The sequence below is a fragment of the Mycobacterium sp. SM3041 genome (assembly GCF_039668335.1).
Classification (GTDB): Bacteria; Actinomycetota; Actinomycetes; order Mycobacteriales; family Mycobacteriaceae; genus Mycobacterium.
The window spans coordinates 330,807-353,035 of the sequence record NZ_JAYXBQ010000076.1 but is presented as its reverse complement, the minus strand read 5'-3'; the positions used below and the strand labels follow the sequence as shown (position 1 = coordinate 353,035).

General features: G+C 63.8%; 22 protein-coding genes and 1 pseudogene. 9 read left to right on the top strand and 14 right to left on the bottom strand.

Annotated features, from left to right (window positions below; all coding sequences use genetic code 11):
* Position 1 precedes the first annotated feature (1 nt).
* Positions 2-607, bottom strand: coding sequence for a Dabb family protein (locus VXD91_RS27285; RefSeq protein WP_346416875.1), 606 nt, complete (start codon positions 605-607; stop codon positions 2-4).
* 483 nt (positions 608-1,090) lie between these two features.
* Here VXD91_RS27285 and VXD91_RS27280 point away from each other — a divergent pair, with 483 nt between their 5' ends.
* Positions 1,091-2,302: an NADH:flavin oxidoreductase gene (locus VXD91_RS27280; protein ID WP_212806434.1), complete on the top strand. Its 1,212-nt coding sequence runs from the start codon at positions 1,091-1,093 to the stop codon at positions 2,300-2,302.
* Here VXD91_RS27280 and VXD91_RS27275 read toward each other — a convergent pair.
* A complete protein-coding gene (locus VXD91_RS27275) occupies positions 2,263-3,081 on the bottom strand; it encodes an IclR family transcriptional regulator (protein ID WP_212814723.1) in 819 nt (272 codons plus the stop codon). The two genes, VXD91_RS27280 and VXD91_RS27275, sit on opposite strands and share 40 nt — an antisense overlap.
* Positions 3,082-3,311: 230 nt before the next feature.
* On the opposite strand from VXD91_RS27275, the gene VXD91_RS27270 reads away from it, so the two are divergent.
* Positions 3,312-3,746, top strand: a complete 435-nt coding sequence (locus VXD91_RS27270; protein ID WP_212806433.1) for a hypothetical protein — start codon at positions 3,312-3,314, stop codon at positions 3,744-3,746.
* A 144-nt stretch (positions 3,747-3,890) separates the two neighbouring features.
* Here VXD91_RS27270 and VXD91_RS27265 read toward each other — a convergent pair whose 3' ends face one another.
* A complete protein-coding gene (locus VXD91_RS27265) occupies positions 3,891-5,072 on the bottom strand; it encodes an acyl-CoA dehydrogenase family protein (RefSeq protein ID WP_212806432.1) in 1,182 nt (393 codons plus the stop codon).
* A gap of 108 nt (positions 5,073-5,180) precedes the next feature.
* Positions 5,181-6,260, bottom strand: coding sequence for a ferredoxin--NADP reductase (locus VXD91_RS27260; protein WP_212806431.1), 1,080 nt, complete (start codon positions 6,258-6,260; stop codon positions 5,181-5,183).
* Between the two features lie 204 nt (positions 6,261-6,464).
* Here VXD91_RS27260 and VXD91_RS27255 point away from each other — a divergent pair, with 204 nt between their 5' ends.
* The 4 genes and pseudogenes from VXD91_RS27255 (at position 6,465) to VXD91_RS27240 (ending at position 9,476) form a co-directional block, all read left to right on the top strand.
* Positions 6,465-7,301 (top strand): mycofactocin-coupled SDR family oxidoreductase, encoded by an 837-nt coding sequence (locus VXD91_RS27255; protein WP_212806430.1) that lies wholly within the window; start codon positions 6,465-6,467, stop codon positions 7,299-7,301.
* Between the two features lie 20 nt (positions 7,302-7,321).
* A pseudogene (locus VXD91_RS27250) lies at positions 7,322-8,114 on the top strand (SDR family NAD(P)-dependent oxidoreductase).
* Position 8,115: 1 nt separating this feature from the next.
* Positions 8,116-8,964, top strand: a complete 849-nt coding sequence (locus tag VXD91_RS27245; RefSeq protein WP_212806429.1) for an LLM class F420-dependent oxidoreductase — start codon at positions 8,116-8,118, stop codon at positions 8,962-8,964.
* Positions 8,961-9,476 (top strand): nuclear transport factor 2 family protein, encoded by a 516-nt coding sequence (locus tag VXD91_RS27240; protein WP_212806428.1) that lies wholly within the window; start codon positions 8,961-8,963, stop codon positions 9,474-9,476. The genes VXD91_RS27245 and VXD91_RS27240 overlap by 4 nt, the downstream gene beginning before the upstream one ends.
* 40 nt (positions 9,477-9,516) lie before the next feature.
* On the opposite strand, the gene VXD91_RS27235 is transcribed toward VXD91_RS27240, so the two are convergent.
* Positions 9,517-9,897 carry a hypothetical protein gene (locus VXD91_RS27235; protein WP_212806427.1) on the bottom strand — a complete coding sequence of 127 codons (381 nt, stop codon included), beginning with the start codon at positions 9,895-9,897 and terminating at the stop codon, positions 9,517-9,519.
* Positions 9,898-10,107: 210 nt separating this feature from the next.
* On the opposite strand from VXD91_RS27235, the gene VXD91_RS27230 reads away from it, so the two are divergent.
* Complete coding sequence (locus VXD91_RS27230; RefSeq protein WP_212806426.1) at positions 10,108-10,947, top strand: IclR family transcriptional regulator; 840 nt, start codon at positions 10,108-10,110, stop codon at positions 10,945-10,947.
* Positions 10,944-11,867 carry an alpha/beta hydrolase gene (locus VXD91_RS27225; RefSeq protein WP_346416841.1) on the top strand — a complete coding sequence of 308 codons (924 nt, stop codon included), beginning with the start codon at positions 10,944-10,946 and terminating at the stop codon, positions 11,865-11,867. The genes VXD91_RS27230 and VXD91_RS27225 overlap by 4 nt, the downstream gene beginning before the upstream one ends.
* Positions 11,868-11,957: 90 nt before the next feature.
* Here the strand turns inward: VXD91_RS27225 and VXD91_RS27220 are convergent, their stop codons facing one another.
* From VXD91_RS27220 to VXD91_RS27210, 3 genes are all read right to left on the bottom strand, one after another.
* Entirely contained in the window at positions 11,958-12,410 is a 453-nt protein-coding gene (locus VXD91_RS27220) for a twin-arginine translocation pathway signal (protein WP_244872830.1), read from the bottom strand.
* A gap of 191 nt (positions 12,411-12,601) precedes the next feature.
* Positions 12,602-13,345, bottom strand: coding sequence for a hypothetical protein (locus VXD91_RS27215; RefSeq protein WP_346416840.1), 744 nt, complete (start codon positions 13,343-13,345; stop codon positions 12,602-12,604).
* 152 nt (positions 13,346-13,497) lie between these two features.
* Positions 13,498-13,932, bottom strand: a complete 435-nt coding sequence (locus tag VXD91_RS27210) for a hypothetical protein (protein ID WP_244872832.1) — start codon at positions 13,930-13,932, stop codon at positions 13,498-13,500.
* Positions 13,933-14,201: 269 nt separating this feature from the next.
* On the opposite strand from VXD91_RS27210, the gene VXD91_RS27205 reads away from it, so the two are divergent.
* Complete coding sequence (locus tag VXD91_RS27205) at positions 14,202-14,678, top strand: hypothetical protein (protein ID WP_212814726.1); 477 nt, start codon at positions 14,202-14,204, stop codon at positions 14,676-14,678.
* Between the two features lie 60 nt (positions 14,679-14,738).
* Here the strand turns inward: VXD91_RS27205 and VXD91_RS27200 are convergent, their stop codons facing one another.
* Genes VXD91_RS27200 through VXD91_RS27175 form a run of 6 tightly spaced genes read right to left on the bottom strand, consistent with a single transcriptional unit; the run spans position 14,739 to position 22,227 of the window.
* Complete coding sequence (locus tag VXD91_RS27200; RefSeq protein WP_212806424.1) at positions 14,739-16,298, bottom strand: MlaD family protein; 1,560 nt, start codon at positions 16,296-16,298, stop codon at positions 14,739-14,741.
* A complete protein-coding gene (locus tag VXD91_RS27195) occupies positions 16,298-17,482 on the bottom strand; it encodes an MCE family protein (RefSeq protein ID WP_318984237.1) in 1,185 nt (394 codons plus the stop codon). The genes VXD91_RS27200 and VXD91_RS27195 overlap by 1 nt, the downstream gene beginning before the upstream one ends.
* A complete protein-coding gene (locus tag VXD91_RS27190) occupies positions 17,479-18,933 on the bottom strand; it encodes an MCE family protein (RefSeq protein ID WP_212806422.1) in 1,455 nt (484 codons plus the stop codon). Before VXD91_RS27190 ends, VXD91_RS27195 begins: the two co-directional genes overlap by 4 nt.
* Positions 18,933-20,012 (bottom strand): MCE family protein, encoded by a 1,080-nt coding sequence (locus VXD91_RS27185; protein ID WP_212806421.1) that lies wholly within the window; start codon positions 20,010-20,012, stop codon positions 18,933-18,935. Before VXD91_RS27185 ends, VXD91_RS27190 begins: the two co-directional genes overlap by 1 nt.
* Positions 20,012-21,043, bottom strand: a complete 1,032-nt coding sequence (locus VXD91_RS27180; RefSeq protein ID WP_212806420.1) for an MCE family protein — start codon at positions 21,041-21,043, stop codon at positions 20,012-20,014. Before VXD91_RS27180 ends, VXD91_RS27185 begins: the two co-directional genes overlap by 1 nt.
* On the bottom strand, positions 21,040-22,227 hold the full coding sequence (locus tag VXD91_RS27175) for an MCE family protein (protein ID WP_212806419.1): 1,188 nt from the start codon (positions 22,225-22,227) through the stop codon (positions 21,040-21,042). Before VXD91_RS27175 ends, VXD91_RS27180 begins: the two co-directional genes overlap by 4 nt.
* Between the last annotated feature and the right edge of the window lie 2 nt (positions 22,228-22,229).

Below are 22,229 nucleotides of genomic sequence, written 5' to 3'. Positions count from 1 at the left end.
GTCAGCGCAGCACCGGCGTGGTCAGCTCACAGAAGCTGTGGCACAGACGATCTCGGATGATCACGTCGGTGGTTTCCGGGTCGAACCAGCGGTCGACGACCGCCCAATGGATAGGGTGCATCAGGTACGGCCCCATCAGCCCGTCGACGTCGGTGAATTCCTGCTCGAACACGTGCGTCCACGGGCTGGTACCGATAGCGGTGTCGACACGACTGAGCTGCCACGCCGCGATGGTCGAAACATATCTTGGCATCGAAGCCAATTCGCGTTCGAAGTCGGCAATGGTGTCGGCGTCGACGCCGGGGTCGACACGCAGCAGTAGTGCGCGGTACACGGTGCCGCTACCGCTGCGTGTCGGGGTTCCGCGATAAGTCGCGCCGTTGACGTGCATGATCGCCGGATCGGCCAGAATGTTGTCGAAAGTGCTTTGCCGCCAGGAAGCCTGGTCTGCGAAGCGTAGATGGACCAGGATGTCGCCACCATTGCGTGAGCCCGACAGCGTCGGTTCCACCACATACGCGAGTGCGCCGCTGTCGTGGGCTGCCGCGCGCAAGTTCTCCAGGATTCGTACCCGATCGGATTCGTCGACGTCGATCAGGCGCGTCACGCCGACGGTGGCACCCTCTGCTGCCGGTTGTGGTTGCCGCGCAACGACATCACCTGCGGGGGCCACGTTTTCGGGAGACGCGGCCACGCTGCGGTTGCGTTCGACAATGAGGCCGGCCACGCTGTCCCACCACTGTGCCAGTGTCGGATCGCCGCGACCCTGCCATGTCATCTGCCACCACGCCTGCGGGCTGGGCAGGGACCAGGTGATGGTGACGACGTTGGTTCGGTCGTCGAACCAGATCGGTGGACTGACCAGAATGTCCCACATGGTCATACCGCGCTCGATGGCGCCGGGGGCGTATCCGGCGAGATAGGCGTCGATGAATTTCTGGGCACACCCGGGTGCGGTGACCACGCGGTCGATGACGAACACTTCGTCCATGGGTAGAGGCTAGGCGCAGAGGGCGTTGCGCGGTCCGCCTCTTCCCGGTTACCGGGAACGGATCTTTGCTCCTCGGTGATGGGCGGCAATGGTGATCCCATGGGCGACAATCCCTTTGAACCTGCGCAGCTCGGACCGGTGGTGCTGCGGAACCGAATCATCAAGGCGGCGACCTCGGAGGGGCGCTCGCCCGACGGCGCGGTCACCGATGATTTGATCGCCTTTCACCGTGCCTTCGCCGACGGCGGCGTGGGGATGACCACCGTCGCGTACTGTTGCGTCTCTGCCGAAGCCGCGAGCGCGCCGGGACAGATCGTCATGAGTGCAGCTACGTTGCCGGGCCTGCGCCGGTTGACCGACGCCGTACATACTCGCGGAGCGGCAATTTCGGCTCAACTGGGGCACGCCGGGGTGGTGGCGCCCAAGAAGCTCACCGGTGTTACCGCGGTGGCGCCGAGCAGGTTCATCAACCCGACGTCTTTCGCGTACTGCCGCGCGATCAGCGTCGCGGAAATCCAGACCGTCATCCGGCAGTTCGGGGCAGCCGCCCGCATCGCGGTGGATGCCGGTTTCGACGCGGTCGAGCTTCATTTCGGCCACCTGTACCTGCCCAGCTCATTCCTGAGTCCGCTCATCAACCGCCGCACAGATGGGTACGGTGGGTCGATCGACAACCGGTCTCGACTGGTTCGTGAGATCGCTGAACACGTCCGGACAGTTATCGGCGGCCAGGTCGCGGTGATCGCCAAGCTGGACATGGATGACGGTTTCCCCGGCAGCATCTGGATCGACGAAGCACTGCGCACGGCACAACTCCTCGATGCCGACGCCACGCTTGACGCCATCGAGCTGACCCAAGGTTCCTCGGTCTACAAACCGATGTATCTGTTCCGTGGCGATGTGCCGGCCAAAGAGTTTTCGAAAGTGATGCCCGCCGCGCTGCGCCCCGCCATCCGACTGTTCGGCAAGCAAGCGATGGGCAGGTACCCCTACCGGGACTTGTACATGCTCGACGCCGCTCGGCAATTCGTCCCGCTGATGAAGAACACCAAACTCGTTCTGTTGGGTGGCATTACCAACCGTGAACACATCGAGACCGGCATGCGGGAAGGGTTCGATTTCTTCGCCATGGGGCGGGCGCTGCTTCGTGAACCCGACCGGGTGAACACCATGGTCACGGAGCCGGATTCACGCAGCCGTTGCACCCACAACAACAAGTGCATGGTGACCGTGTTCGGGCGCACCCATTGCGTCCTCGACCCCGAACAACGCTACGGAGTCGCCCAGCGGCTCACCGACGACCGGCGGTGAACTGCCTGCAGCGACCGGGAACCACCTTGGTGCGGGCCGAATTCCATGTTGCGCCAGATGCGGGACGCGGTGATTCGAACCGGCGCCGCCAGCCGCTGATCCAGCGTGATCCGGTCGATCGGCCCGCACACGGATACCGCAGCGAGCGGCTGACCGGGCAGTCCGATGGCTGCCGCCACGCAGCCGATCCCCAGTAGTGATTCCTCGCGGTCGAACGCCACGCCACGTTCGCGGGTCTTCGCCAGTTCGACCGCCACTTGCTGGGTGCCGGTAATCGAGAAACGAGTTTGGCGGCTGCTGAAATCGACTTCCGTGCAGTCGCTTTCGGCGAGGATGGCCTTTCCCAGCGCAGTACAGTGCGCCGGTACGCGATTGCCGACCGAGGTGTGGACGAGATCAGTCAGGTGATCGCCGATTCTCTCGAGACAGATGACGTCGGAGCCGTCGAGGACAGCCAGATGTACTACCAAGCCCGTGGCCCGCTGCAGACTGCGCAGGAGGGGCAGCGCGGCCTGGTGAATGCGGCCCTGATGCAGGGCCAGCGACCCCAGTTCGACCAAGCGGGTCCCGAGTTCGTAGTCGAAACCTTCCCGTCGGAGCCAGCGCAGGTGCACGAGTCGCTCGAGCATGCGGTGCACAGATGAACGCGGAAGACCGGTGCGGTGCACGATCTGCACCATCGTCAGCGGTGTCTTGCCGTCGAAGGCATCCAGCACCAGGGACATCCGGTCAATGGCGGCGATCGGCGTTTCGCCGCGGTTCACGACGGTCGTTGTCATGAGGCGCTCCCAGAGGTCGATAGTCAAAAAAGGACTATGACTATTTTTACCATATGGTGTGCGCGCTGTCACACACTGTGGTTTGGGTTCGAAGGGTGCCCGCTCAGCGGATATTCGTCCCATCCCGGGACCGGTGCCCCGTAACTTCTTGCTGGTAAAGGGATCACAGCCACGTCTGGCCGGTGCTGCCGGTGGCGTCTGATCCGGCAGGCGCGTCGGCAAGGGCAGGTATGAAATCAACCATCTCGGCCATGGCGTTGGTCGCCGCCGCATGGACGGCGATGCCGCTGGCGCACGCGGATATCCGCCACGGGAACTTCGAAGTCAGAATCTCCGGCCGGCATGACTTTCACACCTGGCTATGGGCGCTGTCGAGTTGTCAGGGCGACTGCGTTCACGTTCAGGCGATTCCACAACCGGTGGCGAAGGCCTTTCCCTACCAGGGCGACGCGCATCGTCACGACGGACGGCTGACGCTCACCGTTGATGTGCCGGATGGATTGCGTTGCGGGGATGTCTATTACGGGCCTGTGATACCGACCCGGGATACCTATTCGTGGGATCCGAACACCATGTCCGGCACACTGTCATCATCGTTCGCCACCGGCTGCGATGGAGCGCCCGCGGGCACATTGACCTATCCGTTCGACCTCGTGCAGATGTAATTCGGAAGCTGCTACTCGGTGGCTACGGCGCGCGGCCCGCGAGTAAACCGTACAAGCTACGGACGTATCGCCTTAGGTAGATCGGTGACCCACGGATAGCCCCAGTAGCTGAGGCTCTTGATCAATCCCACGGGTGTTCTCCTGTCAGATCATCGCCCGCAGCGGGCCCTGCGGGTCCACGCCGAGGGAACTCAGGGCCGAGGCGTGGTAGACCGTGCCCGGTACGTGGATGGCGTGCGCCTGGCCGACGTGCACATCCCGCCAATACCGTTGCAGCGGCTTGTCCATCCGCGCGGCGTTGCCCCCGCATCGCGCGAATACTTCATCGACCGCCGAGACGGCGCGCCATACGGCTCGCACCTGGGTGCGCCTGCCGGCCGCGCGGTCCTCGAACGACACTTCCGTGCCGGCGGCGACCATGTCGTACATCCGGTCGACATTGGCCAGCAGCTCCTGCCGGGCGGCGTTGATGTCGGCGGCGGCCTCACCGATGGCATACATGACGTAGGGGTCATCTTTGATCGAGACTCCGCTGGAGTTCACGCGCTCGCGTTGGTAATCGAGTGCGGCGGCCAGGGCGCCTTCGGCGATGCCGATGACGGCCGACGAGATGCCCAGCGGGAACATGGTCGACCACGGCATCAGGTACAGCGTCTCGGTCATCCCGGCCTCGCGTTGGGCGGTGCCGTCCATGACCTTCATCGCGTCCATGGTGCGGTAGGTGGGGACGAAGGCGTCCTTGACGATGACGTCCTTGGAGCCGGTGCCGCGCAGGCCCACCACGTTCCAGGAGTCCTGGACGATCTCGTAGTCGCTGCGGGGCAGGATCATGTGCAGCATCTGCGGCGGCATGACGGGCTTGCCCTCGGCGTCACCGAGCATGGCGCCCAGGATGATCCACTCGCAATGGTCGGTGCCCGAGCTGAACTGCCAGCGGCCGTTGAAGATGTAGCCACCGTCGACTGGCGTGGCGACGCCCTGTGGCGCGTAAGGGGAGGCGACCCAGGTGTCGACATCGTCAGCCCAGATTTCGGACGCGACTCGTGGGTCTGCGTAAGCGAGCTGATACGGATGGACGCCGACGACGCCGTTGATCCAACCCGCGGACGGATCCAGTGCGGCGGTGGCCATCACGGTCTCGGCGAATTCACGCGGGTGGACTTGCAGTCCGCCGTGGGCCTTCGGCTGCAGCAGTCGAATGTTGCCCGCCAACTTCATCAATTTGACCGTCTCGTCGGTGAGCTGCCCGGCCCGTTCTGCCTCGGGGCCCTGGGCGCGCAGTTGGTCGGCGATCTCGCGCACCCGGTCGATTACCCGGTCGGTCATCTTGTCGTCCTATCGTTTCAATGGCTGCCACTGATGGTCCGTCGGTGGAATTTCCGTTGGTGAGAACCGTTCCCGGTGAGCGGAAAATGTTGTGGAGCAGAGGTTTTTCTAAAACTTGATGTGCAGTTCGTCTGATATTGGTGTGGCCTGGCAGGCCAAGATCAGACCGTCGGCGAGGTCCTCTGCTTGCAGTACTTCGGAGGCTGCCATGTCGACTTGGCCACCGAGCACGGTCGCCGCGCACGATCCGCACTGGCCTTCTCGGCACGAGTAGGGCACGTCGAGGTCTGCCGCGATCATCGTGTCGACCAGTGTTGCGCGACGCGGCCATCGCAATCGGTGGCTCGCGCCGTCAAGGTCGATCCGTACCGTTGCAGCGTCTCCGCTATCGGAATGATCTGCTGCGGAACTCATCTCATTGGCAAACGGGTCGCTCGAGAGGGACTGGAACACCTCGAGATGGATGCGCTCACGTGGCACCCCGGCTTCGCTCAGGGCCTCCTTGACGACCGACATGAACGCGGCAGGACCGCAGATGAACGATTCGAAGGTCGCGGACCCGGAAAAGACGGTGCGCGCAAATCCGGTCAGCTGCGCGCGAGTCGGCAACCCCTGCACCGACTCCAACCAGTGCAATACCGTCAAGCGACCGGCGTAACGCGCAGCCAGTTCGCGGAGCTCAGCCGCGAAGATCACCGAACGCTCGTCACGGTTGGCGTAGCACAGCACCACTCGTCCGGAACCGGATGCCATCGCTGATTTGAGGATCGACATCACAGGGGTGATACCGCTTCCGGCGGCCCACAACAGAAAGTCGGTGTCGAGCGAGGACGGTGTGAAGACTCCGGCCGGCGGTAGCACTTCGATGGTTTCGCCAGCAGAAATGTTGTCGCACAACCAGTTCGACCCGTATCCGCCCACAGTTCGCTTGATCGTGACCTTCAGTTCGGAATCGGTGTGCGGGGAACTCGCCAACGAGTAGCACCGGGCCACCGAGCCGGTCTGATCGCTCGGTACGCGCAGGGTCAGGAATTGCCCTGGACGGTAGGTGAAGCGGTCGCGCAGCTGTTCGGGGACCGTGAACACCAACGACCGAGCGTCGGGAGTCTCCTCAACGACATCGGCTACCGCTAGCAATACACCTCGGCCTGCGCTGACGATTTCGGTGCCGGCTTCGACATCGTTCATGTGCTGAAAGTCTGGGACGACAAAGGCACGCACCCAACCGGTCTCTCCGATGAGCGGGATCCCTGCATTGGTTTCCGATCACCGGGAATCGCCGAAGATTCGGCTTGGAGGCGGTACCTACCGTTGCAGGTGTGAGCAGGAGATCGAAGCCTGATTCAAACGACGCCGAGACCTGTGGGCACGCAGTGTGACGGGGAGAAGCGCATGAGTGCGCTGCGGCTCGCAGGCAAAGTCGCAGTCATCACGGGTGCTGCGCGCGGAATCGGCCGCGCCCAAGCGGTGCGGTTCGCCCAGGAGGGCGCCGACATCATCGGGCTCGACCTGTGCGGGCCTGTCGAGACCGTCTCGGTTCCCTTCAGCACTCCGGCCGACCTCGAGGAGACGGCCAGGCTGGTCGCACGGGCCGGCGGCCGGATCCACACCGAGATCGTCGACGTCCGCGACCTCAAGGGGATGCAGGCCGCGACCGACCGGGGCGCCGATGTGTTCGGTGGACTCGACATTGTCTGCGCGACGGCCGGAATCACGTCCCGTGCGATGACCATCGATCTCGGTGAAAACGCCTGGCGCACCATGCTCGACGTCAATCTGACCGGAGTGTGGCACACCTGCAGGGCCAGCGCCGAACACCTGATTGCACGCGGTGGCGGCGCCATGGTGCTGACGAGCTCAATCGCCGGCGTGCGCGGCCTTGTCGGGGTAGGCCACTACACCGCCGCCAAGCACGGGGTGATCGGACTGATGCGCAGCTTCGCGCACGACCTGGCGCCGCACGCCGTCCGCGTGAATTGCATTCTGCCCACCAACGTCGATACCCCGCTCATCCAGAACGACGTCGTCCGGACTGCTTTCCGTCCGGACCTGGACCGACCTCCCACGCGGGACGAGTTCGCCGAAGCCGCGCGACGGATGAACCTCCTGTCCATCCCGTGGGTTGAAGCGATCGACGTCGCAAATGCGGCGCTGTTCCTGGCCTCCGACGAGGCTCGCTACGTCACCGCGATCACGTTGCCCGTTGACGCGGGCGCCACGCAAAGATAACTCCGACAAAAGGATTCACGATGATCGATGTTGCCAAGTACGGACCGTGGGCAGTCATTGCCGGTGGATCAGAGGGCGTGGGAGCCGAATTCGCCGTGCAGCTCGCGCGGGCGGGTTTGAACCTGGTACTGATCGCGCAAACCGGGGCCGCTCGAGGAGACCGCGGCACGCTGCCGCGAAATCGGCGTCGAGGTTCGCGTGGAGTCCGCTGACCTCCTCGATCCACAATCGGTTGCCCGGATTTGCGAGGGCACCGCCGACCTCGAAGTGGGATTGTTGATCTATAACGCAGGCGCGAGCACGTGCAACGAGCTGTTCTTGGAGACCGACCTCCGCGAGTTTCAAAAGGTCACCGACCTCAATGTCACGCGGATGCTCGAATTGGTCCAGTACTACGGCCGTCCGATGGCGGCTCGTGGCCGCGGAGGCATCATGCTCGTCGGATCGCTTGCCGGCTACATGGGCGCGTGGAGGCACACGATTTATGCTGGCGCCAAGGCTTTTTCCCGGATGTTCGCCGAGAGCCTCTGGGTGGAACTGCGCGAACACAATGTGGATGTATTGGAATTGGTGCTCGGTGTCACGCGGACGCCGGCGATGGAGCGAATCGGCCTCAATTTCGATGCGCCCGGCATCCTGGTCAACGAGCCCGCTGACGTCGCCGCAGAAGGTCTCGCACACCTTGCCGATGGGCCGGTCTGGGTGGCGGGCGGTAACGTGGGCCGCGCAGAAGCCAACAGTGCCCCGGACAGATCGCGGGTGGTGCTGGAATCGCATGAGGCGATCAGAGCCCTGATTGCCGGGGCACATTGACGTGCGGTTGGGTTTGTCCACGCCAGTAGTGGTGCAGCAGCCCGGAATCGCCAGCGACTGGGAATCCACCGCCGGCATCGAGGATCTGGTTCAGATTGCTTCCGCTGCTGACGAATTGGGTTTCGAGTATCTGACGTGCTCGGAACACATTGCCGTTCCGTCGGCGGATGTCGCCAACCGTGGTGCGGTGTATTGGGATCCGCTGGCCACCTTGGGTTATCTTGCCGCGCACACCAGCCGAATCAGGATGGCCACTGCGGTGCTGGTCCTCGGATACCACCATCCGTTGGAGATCGTGAAACGCTACGGCACCCTCGATCGGGTGAGCGCGGGGCGACTGATACTCGGAGTCGGAATCGGCTCTCTGGAAGAGGAATTCGCGCTGTTGGAAGCGTCGTGGGCGCAGCGGGCCGCACGCGCGGATGACGCGATTTGCGCTCTTCGAGCATCGCTGTCCAGTGCGATACCGCAATACCATGGACGGTTTTATGACTTCCAGGGCATGACTGTGCTGCCGCACGCTGAACAGCGGCAGGTCCCACTGTGGGTCGGCGGACGCGGTGCGGCGTCACTGCGACGGGCAGTACGTCATGCGGACGGATGGATGCCTTTCGGGCTTGATCCGCATGACGTATCTGACATGTTGGCCATCGTCGAACGTCAGCCGGGTTTTGAGGTGGTGCTGTCCACCGTGGTTGACCCAGAGGGTGATCCGGCCGGCACGCGCGCCCAATTGGAAGTCCTGCGCGACGCCGGGGCCACGGCCATCAGCTGCGTGGTCCGGGCAAACAGTGCGTCGCACTACTGCGATCAGTTGGTCCGCTTGCGTGAATTGGAGAAGGAAGTATGACCGAAGCCGAGGTCTTGTCACGTCTGCGGCAACTCGAAGATCAGCTGGAGATCGCGAAAATCATTGCCACGTACGGTCCTTCAGTCGATTCGGGCGACGCCGACCGAGCCGCGCGGCTGTGGGCTGTCGGCGGAACCTACGACGTAGAAGGCTGGCAGATGACGGGCCGTCAGGGGGTACATGACATGGTCAGCTCCCCATCACACCAGGACCTCGTCGCTCAGGGGTGTTGTCACTTCCTGGGACCTGCTGTGATCGCCTTGGACGGCGACGCCGCAGTGGCCGTCTGCGAATCGCTGGTACTGCTGCGCCAGAGCGGTTCAGACTCCAGCGGCGACGACCATTACCGAGTCTGGCGTGCCACCGCAAATCTTTTCGTACTCAACAGAATTGCGGGCAAGTGGCAGATCACCGCACGGACGAGCAGGCTCCTCGATGGTGACCTATTTGTTCGCACACTGCTCGGAGCCGGTCTGGACGGCGTGTCGCCACCGACGCACGAACGGGGGTAGACCGGCTCCGGTGCCGGGAGGTTGCGTCGCCCTGCGCGGGTCAAAGATCGCCTTGCACCCAGCGGCTGGCCCCGTCGACAGCAACGCAGCTCAAGAACAACCCGTCCGGTGCCTGGGCGACGTCGTTGACGAATTGAGGGCAGGGTGAGCCCTCGACCTTGATACCCCGCATCGGCGGCGAGCGAAAATAGCGCGGTTCATATCGCCGCGGAGAGCCGCAGAACACGAGTCGGCCCCATGACGTGGTGCCGAAAACGAAATGCGACGTGTCGCCACAGGGGGCTCCCAACACCACCCCGGGGGAGATGCCGGGCGTGCAGTAGGCGTCCTCGCACGAGGCAGGGGTGTCAGCGGTCGCCACGGGCGGCGGGCCAAGGGTGAGCGCGCCGGCGGCGATGGCCAGCAGCAGTTGCTTGCGCATGGGGCTCCCGAGGTCGTTGATGTGTTCTTCCGATTCAGCTCTACCGAGTTCAGGGAATCCGGCGATACGTGGCCGACCGGTGAGCGGAACCAGCCGCGGCGGCGAGGTCGCCGGCGGCCACAGATCGGTATGTGACAGCGACCACAGCATATGGTAAAAAACTCGCTATTCCTATTTTGACTATTCGAGCGATGAGCCTGGAGGGTTTCGATGACGCTGACCGTCGATATGGCTGCCGAGATGCCTAGCAACGTGATTGATCGGGTTTCCCTGGTGTTGGACGCGTTCGATGGGTCGGGAAGTCTCACCTTGGCGCAGATAGTTCGTCGCACCGGGCTGCCCCGCTCGTCCGCGCACCGCATGCTCGAGCGCCTGGTGAACCTGCGCTGGCTGAGTCGTGACGGGTTCGATTACGAGCTCGGCGTGCGTCTCGTGGAGCTGGGAAACCTTGCGCTGCAACAGGACCGAATCCACCGGGCTGCCATTCCGCTCCTGCGTGATCTGCACCGGGCCACCGGGTTGGTGGTGCATCTCGCCATATTGGACGGCTCTGACGTCGTATACCTGGAGAAGATCGGCGACGAGGTGCGAGCTGCGATCCCGACACGGGTCGGCGGCCGCCAACCCGCCCAATGTACCGCCGTCGGTAAGGCGATCCTGGCCTATCGCGACTCTGCTGACGTTGACCTCGCGAAACGACGAACCCGGTACTCGGTCGCCACGAGTGCCCAGCTCGCTGCCGAACTAGACAGGGTCCGCGCCCACGGTGTGGCCACTGAGAGGGAAGAGTCTCTTCGCGGGTTCGGCTGCGTCGCAGCACCGATCGGACCCGTGGGCGAAGCCGTGGCCGCGGTGTCCGTGTGTGGCCCCATGTCAAAGATGACGTTCGACCGGCGGTTGGTGACGCCCGTGCGGATGACCGCCACGGCGGTATGGCGCAACGCCGAAAGCGTCCGCGAGCATGCCACGCCCACGCTCGTGCGCCCCCTGCGGGGCGGTCTTACCGCGCACAACGCGGAGCTGCGCGCGTCTGCGATGCGGCCCGCATGAGCCTCGATCCACAAGTGGCGGACCTGATCGAGGCTCTCGATGGGGGATTTCCCAAGGTATCCACGATGACCGGCGCCGAGGCCAGGGCCGCGATTCGCGCGCGGTTCGTGCCGAACCCGCAGCCCGAATCGGTCGCCGTCGTCTGGGATGACCGGGTGTCGGTCGACGGTGGTCATGTGGATGTCCGGATCTACCGGCCGGAAGCGTCCGGACCGCTGCCGGTTCTGGTGTACGCGCACGGTGGCGGCTTCGTCTTCTGCGATCTGGACAGCCACGACGGACTGTGCAGGAATCTGGCGAATCTCATTCCGGCGGTGATCGTTTCGGTCGCATACCGATTGGCTCCAGAGCACCGGTGGCCTACGGCTGCCGAGGACGTGTATGCGGTGACCCGCTGGGTGTCCGAACACGCGGGTGACCTCGGTGCCGATGTCCAACGAGTTGCGATAGGAGGCGACAGCGCGGGCGGAAATCTCGCTGCCGTGGTCGCACTGATGGCGCGTGATCGCGGCGAGCTGTCCATCGCCGCGCAGATGCTGCTGTACCCGGTGATCGCCGCGCAGTTCGACACCGACTCCTACCGTCGGTTCGGAGCGGGCTACTACAACCCGCGTGAAGCGCTGCAATGGTATTGGGATCAATACGTTCCCGAGCAAAGTGATCGCGGCCATCCGTACGCATCCCCGCTGTGCGGTCGTCTCGAAGGATTGCCTCCGGCCGTCATGGTGGTCGCCGGTTGCGATCCGCTCAAAGATGAGGGACTGGCGTACGCAGATGCACTGCGGGATGCCGGCGGTACCGTTCAGCAGTTGTTCTTCGCGGGCGGCATACATGGCTTCATGACGATGCCCATGTTCGACATCGCGCATGCCGCCCGTCGACAGGCAAGCCGCGCGCTGGGCGAGTTGCTTTGTCGCTAGTGGCGTTTGGATACCGAACCGGGCGCACTCTCGATCAGTGCGCCCGGTTCTGTGCGCATTCTGAACGGCTATCCCTCATGCCGATGACGACTAGATCGGATCAAATGACGAAATACGCCAGACCCCATTGTTTTTCGTGAGTCCGACCTTCACGCTGCTGGCCGACTGCGTCGGTTCGGGATTTTCACGACTGGTGGTGGTTTGGTTCAGGAAGATCAGGACGTGTGCGCTGTCTGCGTGTGCGTCGATTGTGGCGGCACGGACGACCGACGCGACAGCGTGAATGTCCTTCTGTTTGGCGGCCGGCGCGACGAACTGGTCGGCGAACTGGCTGTAGTACGTCAGGAACCCGCCGGTGAGGTGCGAGCGCGCGGCTGCCAGGTCGTGATCCAAACTTGCCGGCGCATAGGACAGTAACGCCACGGCACCTTCGGATGCGGCTTTGGCAACCTGGGTTTCGGCCTCGGCGCTGGCGCGGTCATTGCGATAAGTGGTGAGGTACGTCGCTCCCGCGGTGCCGGCGCACGCCAGCATGAGGCTCATGACGGCGATGGACCGCCACCGGCCCGCAAGCCGGCGGGTCAGTGGCTTCGAACGGCGCGGGTTTGACGTGGTTTGGTCCCCCGATACGTCGACGTGTTGCTCGTCAGCGACCGAGGATGCTTCGTCGGGCTGATCACTTTCGACGTCCTCGGGAGTGGTGTCGTCGGCGGTGGGTGCTGCCGCTTCTGTGGTCATGGCACGAACTCGACTTTCGACATCTTGAGCTGCGCTCCGTCTCTGAACATGGTGACACTGAGGCGCCAGTTGCGTGGTTGTTGGTTGGTCCCCGCCGTGTTGCTCACCGTTGTCGCGGCGGTTACGAGGACCACAGCAGAATTCGGCGTCATCGATTCCACGGCCGCGCTGCGCACCGTGGCCTTTGTCGCCGCCTTTGACTCGCGGGCGACCTGGACGAAATCCTTTGCATCGGCCTGGAAATCATCGCGAAACTGTCCGGTGGAATTGGCGAGGATCTGCTGGACGTTGTCCTCGGCCTTGGTGCCGTCGATCGACATCAGCGTGACGACCGCCTGCGAGGCGGCGGAAGTGAATTCCGCCTTCCGCTGCACCTCGTTGTCGAGCTGACGGTGGTAGTGGAGCATGTAGCCGGTCGCCGCCAGTGCTGCGACACTTGCCAGGACGGCGACAGTGGCCAATACCGTCTTCAACTTTGGGCGGCGCAACCGCCGCCATCGCCCCGTCGACGACTCCTGCGGTGTACCGGTTTCGGCATCAGCGGGATCCGATTCGGCTGCCCGCGCGCGAAGTTCATCGGCTCGTGCGCGCGCTGCTGCGGCCAGCTCTTCTGCGGCGAGTGCTTCGGCCTCCGCCTGGTTGATCAGCCCCGGGTCGACAGGCTGTGCCCGGCCGTCTTCCGCGGCGGTGTCTGTGGCGTTCACCTGCGTCGCGGTATCAGCGCGGCTGAGTAACCGCATGATCCACCTCCGGTTCGCTGCTGATCGTGGGTACTAGTGCCCGTTGGTGCCATTCCCGTTCTGGCCATGATGTTTTCGACGCTAATCCGGTCGAGTTCCGAATGGTGAAGGGTTCCCGCCCAGCGGTTGACGGCCGCCTGGTGCTCGATGAGTCACCAATTTCGTAGTGAGCACAGCGCACCGCTGGCGCCGTTCGATCGGTTGACGACCTGCCCATCGACGGTGAGTGTGCAGCGCAGCGTCTGGCCGGGCTGTGATGGCTGACCGGCTGTGGTGACCGTGACCATCGCCCACTGGTCGGGGTCGTCCAGGGTGGCTTCGTGAACCCAGGGCTTTCCGGGTTCGAGATGTACGTCGTCTCTCGGGCTGAATTCATAAGGGTTGTGGCTGTATTCGGCCCACGTGGGCGGTTGGACATCGCGGTAGTAGATGCCCGCGTTGGTGGCCAGATCGGCCGTGACGGTGTACGTCACGCGGTGCGGCGTCGAGTCGCTGTCTGCGGAAGCGGAATGTGCTGTCGCGGTACCGAAGGCGATCACGAATACGGCGCCCGCCGCTGCTCGGCGTGGTGCTCGATCGATTCGCATCGCAGACTTCCTCCATGGCGGTAGATCCGTAGTCAACGGTGACACACCATCGACCCACGCAGGGTGCGATGACCGCCTGGCGGGATTTTGGCTGTCGCCCAATGCGGAAAGTTGGACAGTAGTAGCTGTACCGATTGTGCGGCAGCATCTTTCGATGAGCCGAAGTGGTCGGACTCGCGCCGTCTGGTGTCCACCGACGGGCGGCAAAGGGGTTCGCCGCAAAGGAGCAGGCCTTGCAGATATCAACGACATCGATCGCTGCGACGGCGGTGACTGTCGGGCTGTTGACGGGGTGGGATTGTGGCATCGCCGACGCCTCGAACGACTGGGGTCTCAATGGCACCTATGTCGCAACGTCCAATGGTGAGTGGGCCAAGACCAACGACATCTATCACGACGAGGCGAGTATCCGCAGCACCTGGACGATCAAGACCGAGTGCAGTTATCCGACCGAATGCGCAGGCACCGTCGCGAGCGACTGGGGATGGAACGCGCCGATCTACATGAAAAGCGGCGTCTGGTACGTCAAGAAGACGGTCGACAACTGGCAGCCATGTGCAGATGGCACTGCAGGGCCGGGACTTCAGGTTTTCAGGTTCTACCCGGCTACCTCAGATGGGGCCGGCGCGGACCCGACATCGTCGACACTGATGGGCGAGGACTCCACCACCGGAGTCAGCGGCTCGTGCGGAAGTAGCAGGGTCCTCTTCATCACGATGCCCTTCAAGCTGGTCAAGACCGCCTGACCCAGGTACCCACTGCGGGGCCGGCCCGCCCTGAGAACGTGCCGGCCCAACGTTGTTCAATCAGGCGGTGAACAGGTCCCGCCACGTCCGTTCTCCGCTCCGCGGAGCCAGATCCTTCTGGCGGTAGACCTTTCCATCCGGACCCGCGTAGCGTCCGGTGGCTGGGTCATACGTGGCGATGGCGACCGACGGGCCCTTCGAAGTCTCGGGAATGAAGGCGCTCGGAGCCACCGGCGTGGGCGCGGCACCATCCGGCGGCGGCGGGGGAGTGTCCGGTGCGGCCTCGCCGGCCGGCGGTTGACCCGTTGTCGGCCTCGGCGTTCCGTCGAGTGGTCCGTAGATCGTGCTGTCATGATCGACCCGAGAATCCGGCGGGATCCCCTGAGCGAGCAGGTTGGGGTCGATCGGATACGGGCCGAGAGCATGCTGGCGCATCGCCAGGGGCTGATAAGGCTTGTCGCTATCGCAGATTTCGACTGTGGGAGCGCGCTTTCCGGGGTTGCCCATACATGGGTAGTTCCGCGCCCCGCGTACACCGATCGGCGAATCCTGCGGCAGCTTGCAGTAGAGCCCGTCGGGGGTGTCGACATCACTGGTGTCTTCCGGTGAGCGCCAGGACGACGGCGGGAGGAAGCCGACGGTGCAGGCCGGCGGATCGCCGATGTTCAGGGTGAAATCGCCCAAAGCCATGCCCGTCGGATTGTTCTTGGGTGCACCGTAAGACTGGGTGGACGACACTGTCGGTGGCAGCAGCACCAACAGTTGTTCGAGCGACGGGTGGTAGGTCACAGCCACCTGCCCGAGGGTTGTCAGGTTGGACAAAAGCAGCGGCAGAGTGGGCTTTACCTGGTTGAACAGGCGGGAGCCCTCGTCCGCGGCGTCCGGCCCGTCTTTGAGAAGCGTCCTGACTTGGGGGTCGTTCTGGACGAGTTGCCGGCTGAGTCCCGCGACGCTGTGGGCCCAGGTCCGGATGGCATCGACGGATTGAGCTTGGCCGTCGAGCAAGGGCCTGCTGTCATCGATGAGCGCTCGAGACTGATCGCTGACGCTGTTGGCGTCGGCGATCAATTTCGACGAGGAATCCAACAGGGACCCGGCGTCGTAACCAGAGCCGTTGAACGCCTTGAATGTTTCGTCGAGCAGCGGGCTGATCTTGTCTTTCGGGATGCTGTCGATGAGCGCACTGGCTTGATCGAGCATCGGTCCGACAGCTTGGGGAATCGATGTTTTCGACGCCGGAATGACCGATCCGTCGTGCAGGTAGGGGCCGGCATCGTTATGGGGTTGCAGGTCGACATATTGCTCACCGACGGCGGACACGCTCAGTACCGCGGCGTGCAGGTCCGCGGGAATCTTCGACGCATTGTCGAGCGACAGGGTGGCGACGGCACCGTCACGGGTGGGCCGGACATCGGTCACCTTGCCGACCTGCACGCCGCGGTAGGTGACATTCGAGAACCGGTACAGGCCACCGGTGGCCGGCAGTTGCAGGCTGACCGTCATGCGCCCGAGCCCCAACAGGGTGGGTGCCTGCAGGTAGACGACCAGCATCACTGCCATACCGATGATCGAGGCGGCCGCGAAGAGGCCGAGCTGAATGCGTACGAAGCGGGTGAGCATCAGTTGCTGCCGCCGTTCGGATTTGTCGGGGCGGCGAGTGCCGGCGCCGGCAGCGTCGCAACAGCTTTCGGCGGCGCGGTCAGCAACGTGCCCAGCGGGTCCTTGGTGTAGTTGGCGTACCAGGGGTCGCCGGGAGCGGGAACCAAAGGGGCTCCTTCCTGTCCCCAGCGGGTGCCCAGCAGCAATCCTCGCTTGAGCCGGGGGATCGTGAAATCGAAGGTGATGAATTCGTTGAGGTAGTCACCGCGAATGCCGCGGTCGATGAAGTTCTGCGGGTAGGGAAACGTTGGCGCAAACGCCAGCACAGTGCCCAGATTCGGTCCGACGTCGGCCAGGGCGCGGAGGGTCGGTTCCAGGTTGCGCAGGTTGGTCACCAAGTCGTCTTGGGTGGCTTTGATCAGTTTGGTGGCTGTATTGCTGAACACGCCGAACTTCTCCAGAGCTGTTGTGATACGGGGCTGCTCTTTGATCAGCACATCCAGCGCGGGCGGGATTCGTTGCAGGGCTTGGGTGATCACATCGCTCTGGCCGGCCATGGTTCCTGCCAGGCGAGTGAGCGCGGTGATGGAGGCATTGATGTCGTCTCGCTGATCGGCGAAGATGCCGACCACATTGTTGAGGCGCGTGAGCAGGTCGCGGACCTGGTCCTGCCTGCCGTTCAATGCGTTGTTGGTCTCGGTGACCAGCTCACCGACCCGGCCGAGTCCGCCGCCGTTGACGAGGACCGATAGCGACGACAACGTCTGTTCCGTCGACGGGTATGTCGACGTCCGGTTCAGCGGCAGGGTGGTGCCTGGGGACAGTTGTCCGGAGGGCGCCTTCCCCGGCGGCGGATCCAGCGCCAGGTGCATGGACCCGAGCAGACTGGTCTGCCCAACGGTCGCTACCGCATTCGCGGGGACCACGGTGCCAGGTTTGACCGACACCTCGACGTCGGCGCGCATGTTGCGCACCGACATTTTCGATACGCTGCCCACGATGACGTCGCCGATCATGACCGGCGAATTCGCCTCCAGGGTACCGACATTGGCGAGTTCGACGTGATAGATCGCGGCGTTGGCCCCGCGTCCCACCGTGCCCGGCAACGGCAACGAGTTCAATCCGTGGAATGCACAACCGGTTACCGACAGCAGGGAGCAGGCCGATAGCGCCGTGAGGCGGGCCAGGGACCGTCGCTTCATCACGGGGTGCCTCCTGGGTTCGGCGCCGCGGGAGCGGCTTCTGCGGGAAGGAGCAGGTCCCGGACTGTGGGTGCTTGTGGCGATGACGCGGCGGCTGGTTGGGGGACCGGCGCGCCGGGGAACAATGCGGGCGCGGGATCGGCCGGTAATCCGTTGGGCGCGTATGCCCCTGGGGGGCCCGGCGGCGCGCCCCACCCGGCGGGAGGGGTGACGTCGTTGGTACCGGTGTAGGCCGACACCGCCGGGGGCTCGGTTGGGGACTCGGCGCGGGAACCGCTTCCGCCGGGGGCGAGTTTGGGGTCGGTGTAAACCAGATTCTCCGGACTCGGTGCCTTGCGGAGATAGACATTCGTCGGCAGTGGTAGGTAATTGAAGTTGATCAGCGACAGGGCTGGGCCGAGATACTGCGCGCACAACTTCGACGATTCGGCTGCCGTGGCATTCTTGACTGCCGCAATCGCTGAGCAGACCACCGACACGGGATCGGCGAAGTTCGACATCGCGAAAGCGCCGACGGCCGTACCACTGTCGGGGTTGTAGATGTTGTAGCCGTTGGCGATGGCGTTGGGCGCCACGTGCAGCACATTTTCCAGCTTGAGTTTGTTGTCGACGAGGTTCTGGGTGACGTTCGTCAACCGCTGCAACTGTTCGACGGTCTGATCGCGGGTACCCGCGACGAAGCGCCGCACCTCGCCGACGGCGGAAGCCAGGTTCGTCAGGGCGGCATCGAGATCGGACCGCGCGCCGTCGACGACGCTCGTGACACTCGCGAGGCGGTTCTGGAACTCGACGATCTGGGTGTTGCTGTCGCGCAGCGCGGTGACGAAGGTCTGCAGATTCTTGATGATCTCGACAATGTTGCCGCTGCCGTGCGCCAATATGCGTCCGATCCCCGAGAGTTGGCTGATCGCTTGGTGCAGTTTCTCGCCGTTGCCATCCATCGCGGTCGCGGCACTGTCGATGAAACGGCTCAGTGAGGTAGCGGCGGATCCGCTGACCGGACCCAAATCGGTGGCCAGCCGCATGAGCTGGTCTTTGACTTGGTCCCATTCCACCGGTACCGCGGTCCGCTCAACGCCGATCCGCGCACCATCGGCCATTGTCGGGCCGGCATCTTCGTACGCGGGCGCCAACTGCACGTAGCGGGCGGCCACCAGGTTCTGCGCCATGATGATGGCTTTCGCGTCTGCCCGGATCGGTACGCCATGATCGATCGAGAGCGTCAGCCGGGCTTGGCTGCCGGCAGGTTCGATGCTGGTGATCGTTCCCACTTTGACGCCGGCGACGCGGACTTCGTCGCCCGGGTAAATCGCGGTGGCGGAGGTGAAGTACGCGGTGATGGTGGTGGGACGGAAAACGGTCTGCCGCACGAGCAGCACGCCGCCGGCGAGCGCCAGCGCCACCAGTAGGGCCGCGGCGACACGTGTCAAGGGTTTGCGATGACGGGTGATCATCAGTGGCCTCCCGGAATACCGTTGTGGGGCCAGGGGAACTCGGCGCGTGGGCCGGCGTTGTCAGGCGGCTGGCCGGCGTTGGTGCCGCGACGGAATCCGAAGGCGTAGTCGAGGAACGGTTGAATGGTCTGTGAGGGGATGAGGTTGCCGACGAAGGCGTTGTAGTACCAGCCGTTGTTCACTGATTCGCCCTGCGTGACTTGATATTTGGCCAGTCCGGCGAGGGCCTTGGCGATGTTGTCGCGGTTCTTTTCAAGAATCGCGGTGACGGAGTTGACTTTCTGCAGCGTGGGCGCGAGAACCTTTTCGTTGTCGTGCACAAGTCCCGACAGCTGCTGAGAAAGCGCCGACGTGTTGGCCAGCAGATCGACGATCGCGTGCCGTCGCTGGTTGAGCACTCCGGTGAGCGCGTTGGCATCGAGCAGCAGGGTGTTCACCTGCGCGCTGCGCTGCGACAGAATGCCGGTTACGTCGGCCGCGTTCTTGAGCAGCGCGGCCAGGGATTCGTTGCGGCTGTTGAGCGTTCGTGACAGGCGCGTGAGCCCGTCGAACGTCGGTCCCAGTTGTGGGGCCATCCGGTCGATGGTTTCCGACAGCGTGTCCAGCGAGTGGGTGAGTGTTGCGGTGTCGGTCTCGGCGGTGTTGGAGGTGAAGTCGCTGACGGCGTCGGTCAGTGAGTACGGAGACCCGGTGCGGGCAAGGGGGATGGTGTCGGCGGCGTGCAGGCTGCCGGTTCCGGCGGGTTCCAGAGTCATCATCCGGGCGCCGAGGACGGTTGCTGTTCTGATGTGGGCGGTGGTCTGTGTGCCCAGCGTGACCGTGCCATCGAGAGTGAACGTCACCAGGGCGTTTCCGCGACTGAGGGTGACGGCGCTTACGGTGCCCTTGGTGACGCCGGAGACCTTGACGTCGTTTCCCGGCGACAGCCCACCGGCGTCGGCGAACACCGCGTGGTACCTGATCGACGTGGCCCACGACCACAGTTTCTGCGGTTGAAGGCCGACAGCGATGACGAGAATGACCAGCACCAAACCGATGAGTCCGGTGCGCATCAGTTGCGATCCGCGGTATTTCAGCATCAGGGCTCCCCGCAGCGTCCGGTGTTCTGCATGATCCAGGGGAAGTACGCGGTGCGGCCTTGCAGATCCGTCACGCGAACGTTCATGCCGCACAGGTACTGGTTGATGAAGCTGCCGTAGGCGCCGAGGCGAACCAATTTCCGGTAGTTGGCGGGCGCCTTCTGCAGCGCGAGATCCATGCGGGCCTTGTCTTTGTCGTTGTCCAGCAATGTGGCCATTCGATTGAGCTGGTTGACCGTTCCTGTGAGAGGCGGCCGGGCCTGTGTCATCAGTTCGGCCAGGGAACCTGTTCCGTTGTCCAGAGCGGTGATGGCATCGCCGATCGGGTCACGTTCCTGGGACAGGCCGGTGATCAGCTGTTGCAGGCGGGTTACGGCGCCGGAGAATTTGTCGCCGTCCTTGGCGACTGTCGCAACGACAGTGTTCAGATTGTCGATCAATTGTTGAACCGTCTGGCCGTTGTCGGCCAGTGCCGTCGTGAATGAAGTCGTTTGAGCCATCAGCGATTCCATGGTCCCGCCTTGGCCCTGCAGAATCTGGATCAGCGAATTGGTCAGCGCGTTGACGTTCTGGGCATTGAGCCCTTGGATGACGGGTTTGAGGCCGCCCAGGAGCAGGTCGAGGTCCAACGCGGGCTCCGTGCGGTCGGCCGAAATCTGCGTGCCGGCCTGTTGGATTTTGGTCGACCCCGGGTTGTCCACGAGCTCCAGGTACCGGTTGCCCACCAGATCGAGGTAACGCACAACGACTTTGGTGCCGGTGGTCAGCACGACGTCGCGGTCGGCGTCGAAACCTACGACCACAGTGTTGTCAGGTCGCAACGCGATGCTGTCGACCGTGCCGACCCGGATGCCCGCGACTCGCACGGAGTCACCGGTTTTCAGGCTGGAGGCGTCGGTGAACACTGCCGAGTAGGTGTTTGTCGAGCCGGTTCGGTATTGCCCGAGGATTGCGAAAAGCGCTGCGGTCACCAGGAGCATCGTGATGCCGAAGGCGCCGAACTTCAGAGCGGTCGAGTTGTGACGCGTCATCCGGGTTGCCCTGTCTGAGCAGTGTTGCGCGGTGGTCCGTCGAGCGGGCCGAACAGAGCTTGCTTGAGGGCATCAGAGTTCAACAGGATCCCTTGATTTCCGTACTGTGCGGGGTTGGCGTCGATGTCGGTGACCACGAACGGTGGCCGCTCCCCGAAGCCCACGTTGGGCAGGCCCATGCATTGCGGACCGCCCGACGCGGCGACCTTCGGCAGGTTGCCCGGATAGCGGTAGCGTTCGGTGCCCAGCAGGAACGAGTCCAGCAGCATGATCCCGGGCAACGGTTGCGGCGGTCCCATCGCGAGCGGCTCCATGCCCTTGAGCGCGCAGGTGAGTGCTTGGTTGTACTGATTGGTCAGGTTGGTCGTGGGTACCAATAGGTGCATGGCGTCGACGACCGCGTTGCTGTTGGTACCGACTACGTCATTGCCGATGTCTGCCAATCCGATGGCGCTCAGCAGTACCGAGTCGAGGTCCTGCTGGCGCTCGACGATGGTGTCGCTGAGCTGAGATGCGTTGCGTGCGGCGTCCATCAGATCGGGGCCGGCGTCGGCATAGGCACTGAGTACCTTTGGAGCAGTGGCGATTTCCTGGCTCATTGCCGGAAGGCTCGGATCGATCTTGGCGAGCATGGCGTCGAAATCGACCAGGGTCTGACCGAGTTTGTCGCCGCGGCCGCCCAGCGCTTGGGCCATGGCGCCGAGTGCTTCGTTGAGTTTCTCGGGTTGGACCTGGGACAGCACATCCACCAAGTGCTCGAAGACCGTGTTGATCTCGACGGTGACGTGGCCGGCGTCGAGAACCTGTCCCGCGTGCAGCGACTGGGCAGATGGTTCGGCCGGCGGCACGAGATCGACGTACTTGGCGCCGAACACCGTGCTGGACACGATCTGCACCCGGGTATTCGCCGGAATCAGTTGGAGGTAGTCCGGATTCATCGCCAGACGAATCGCGGCGCTGCCGTCCGGCCGATTCTCGATGGCGGCCACCTTGCCTACCTGCGCGCCATGGAGTTTCACCTTGGCATCGGGATTCATGATCAGACCCACGCGTGGTGAGAGCACTGTGACGGATGCCGTGGACGTTGCACCGCCGCGGAACAACACAACGGCACCGACGACGAGGGCAGCGGCCAGCCCCATTGCAGCACAGCCGGTGAGCAAACGTACTGAGTCACGTGACATTC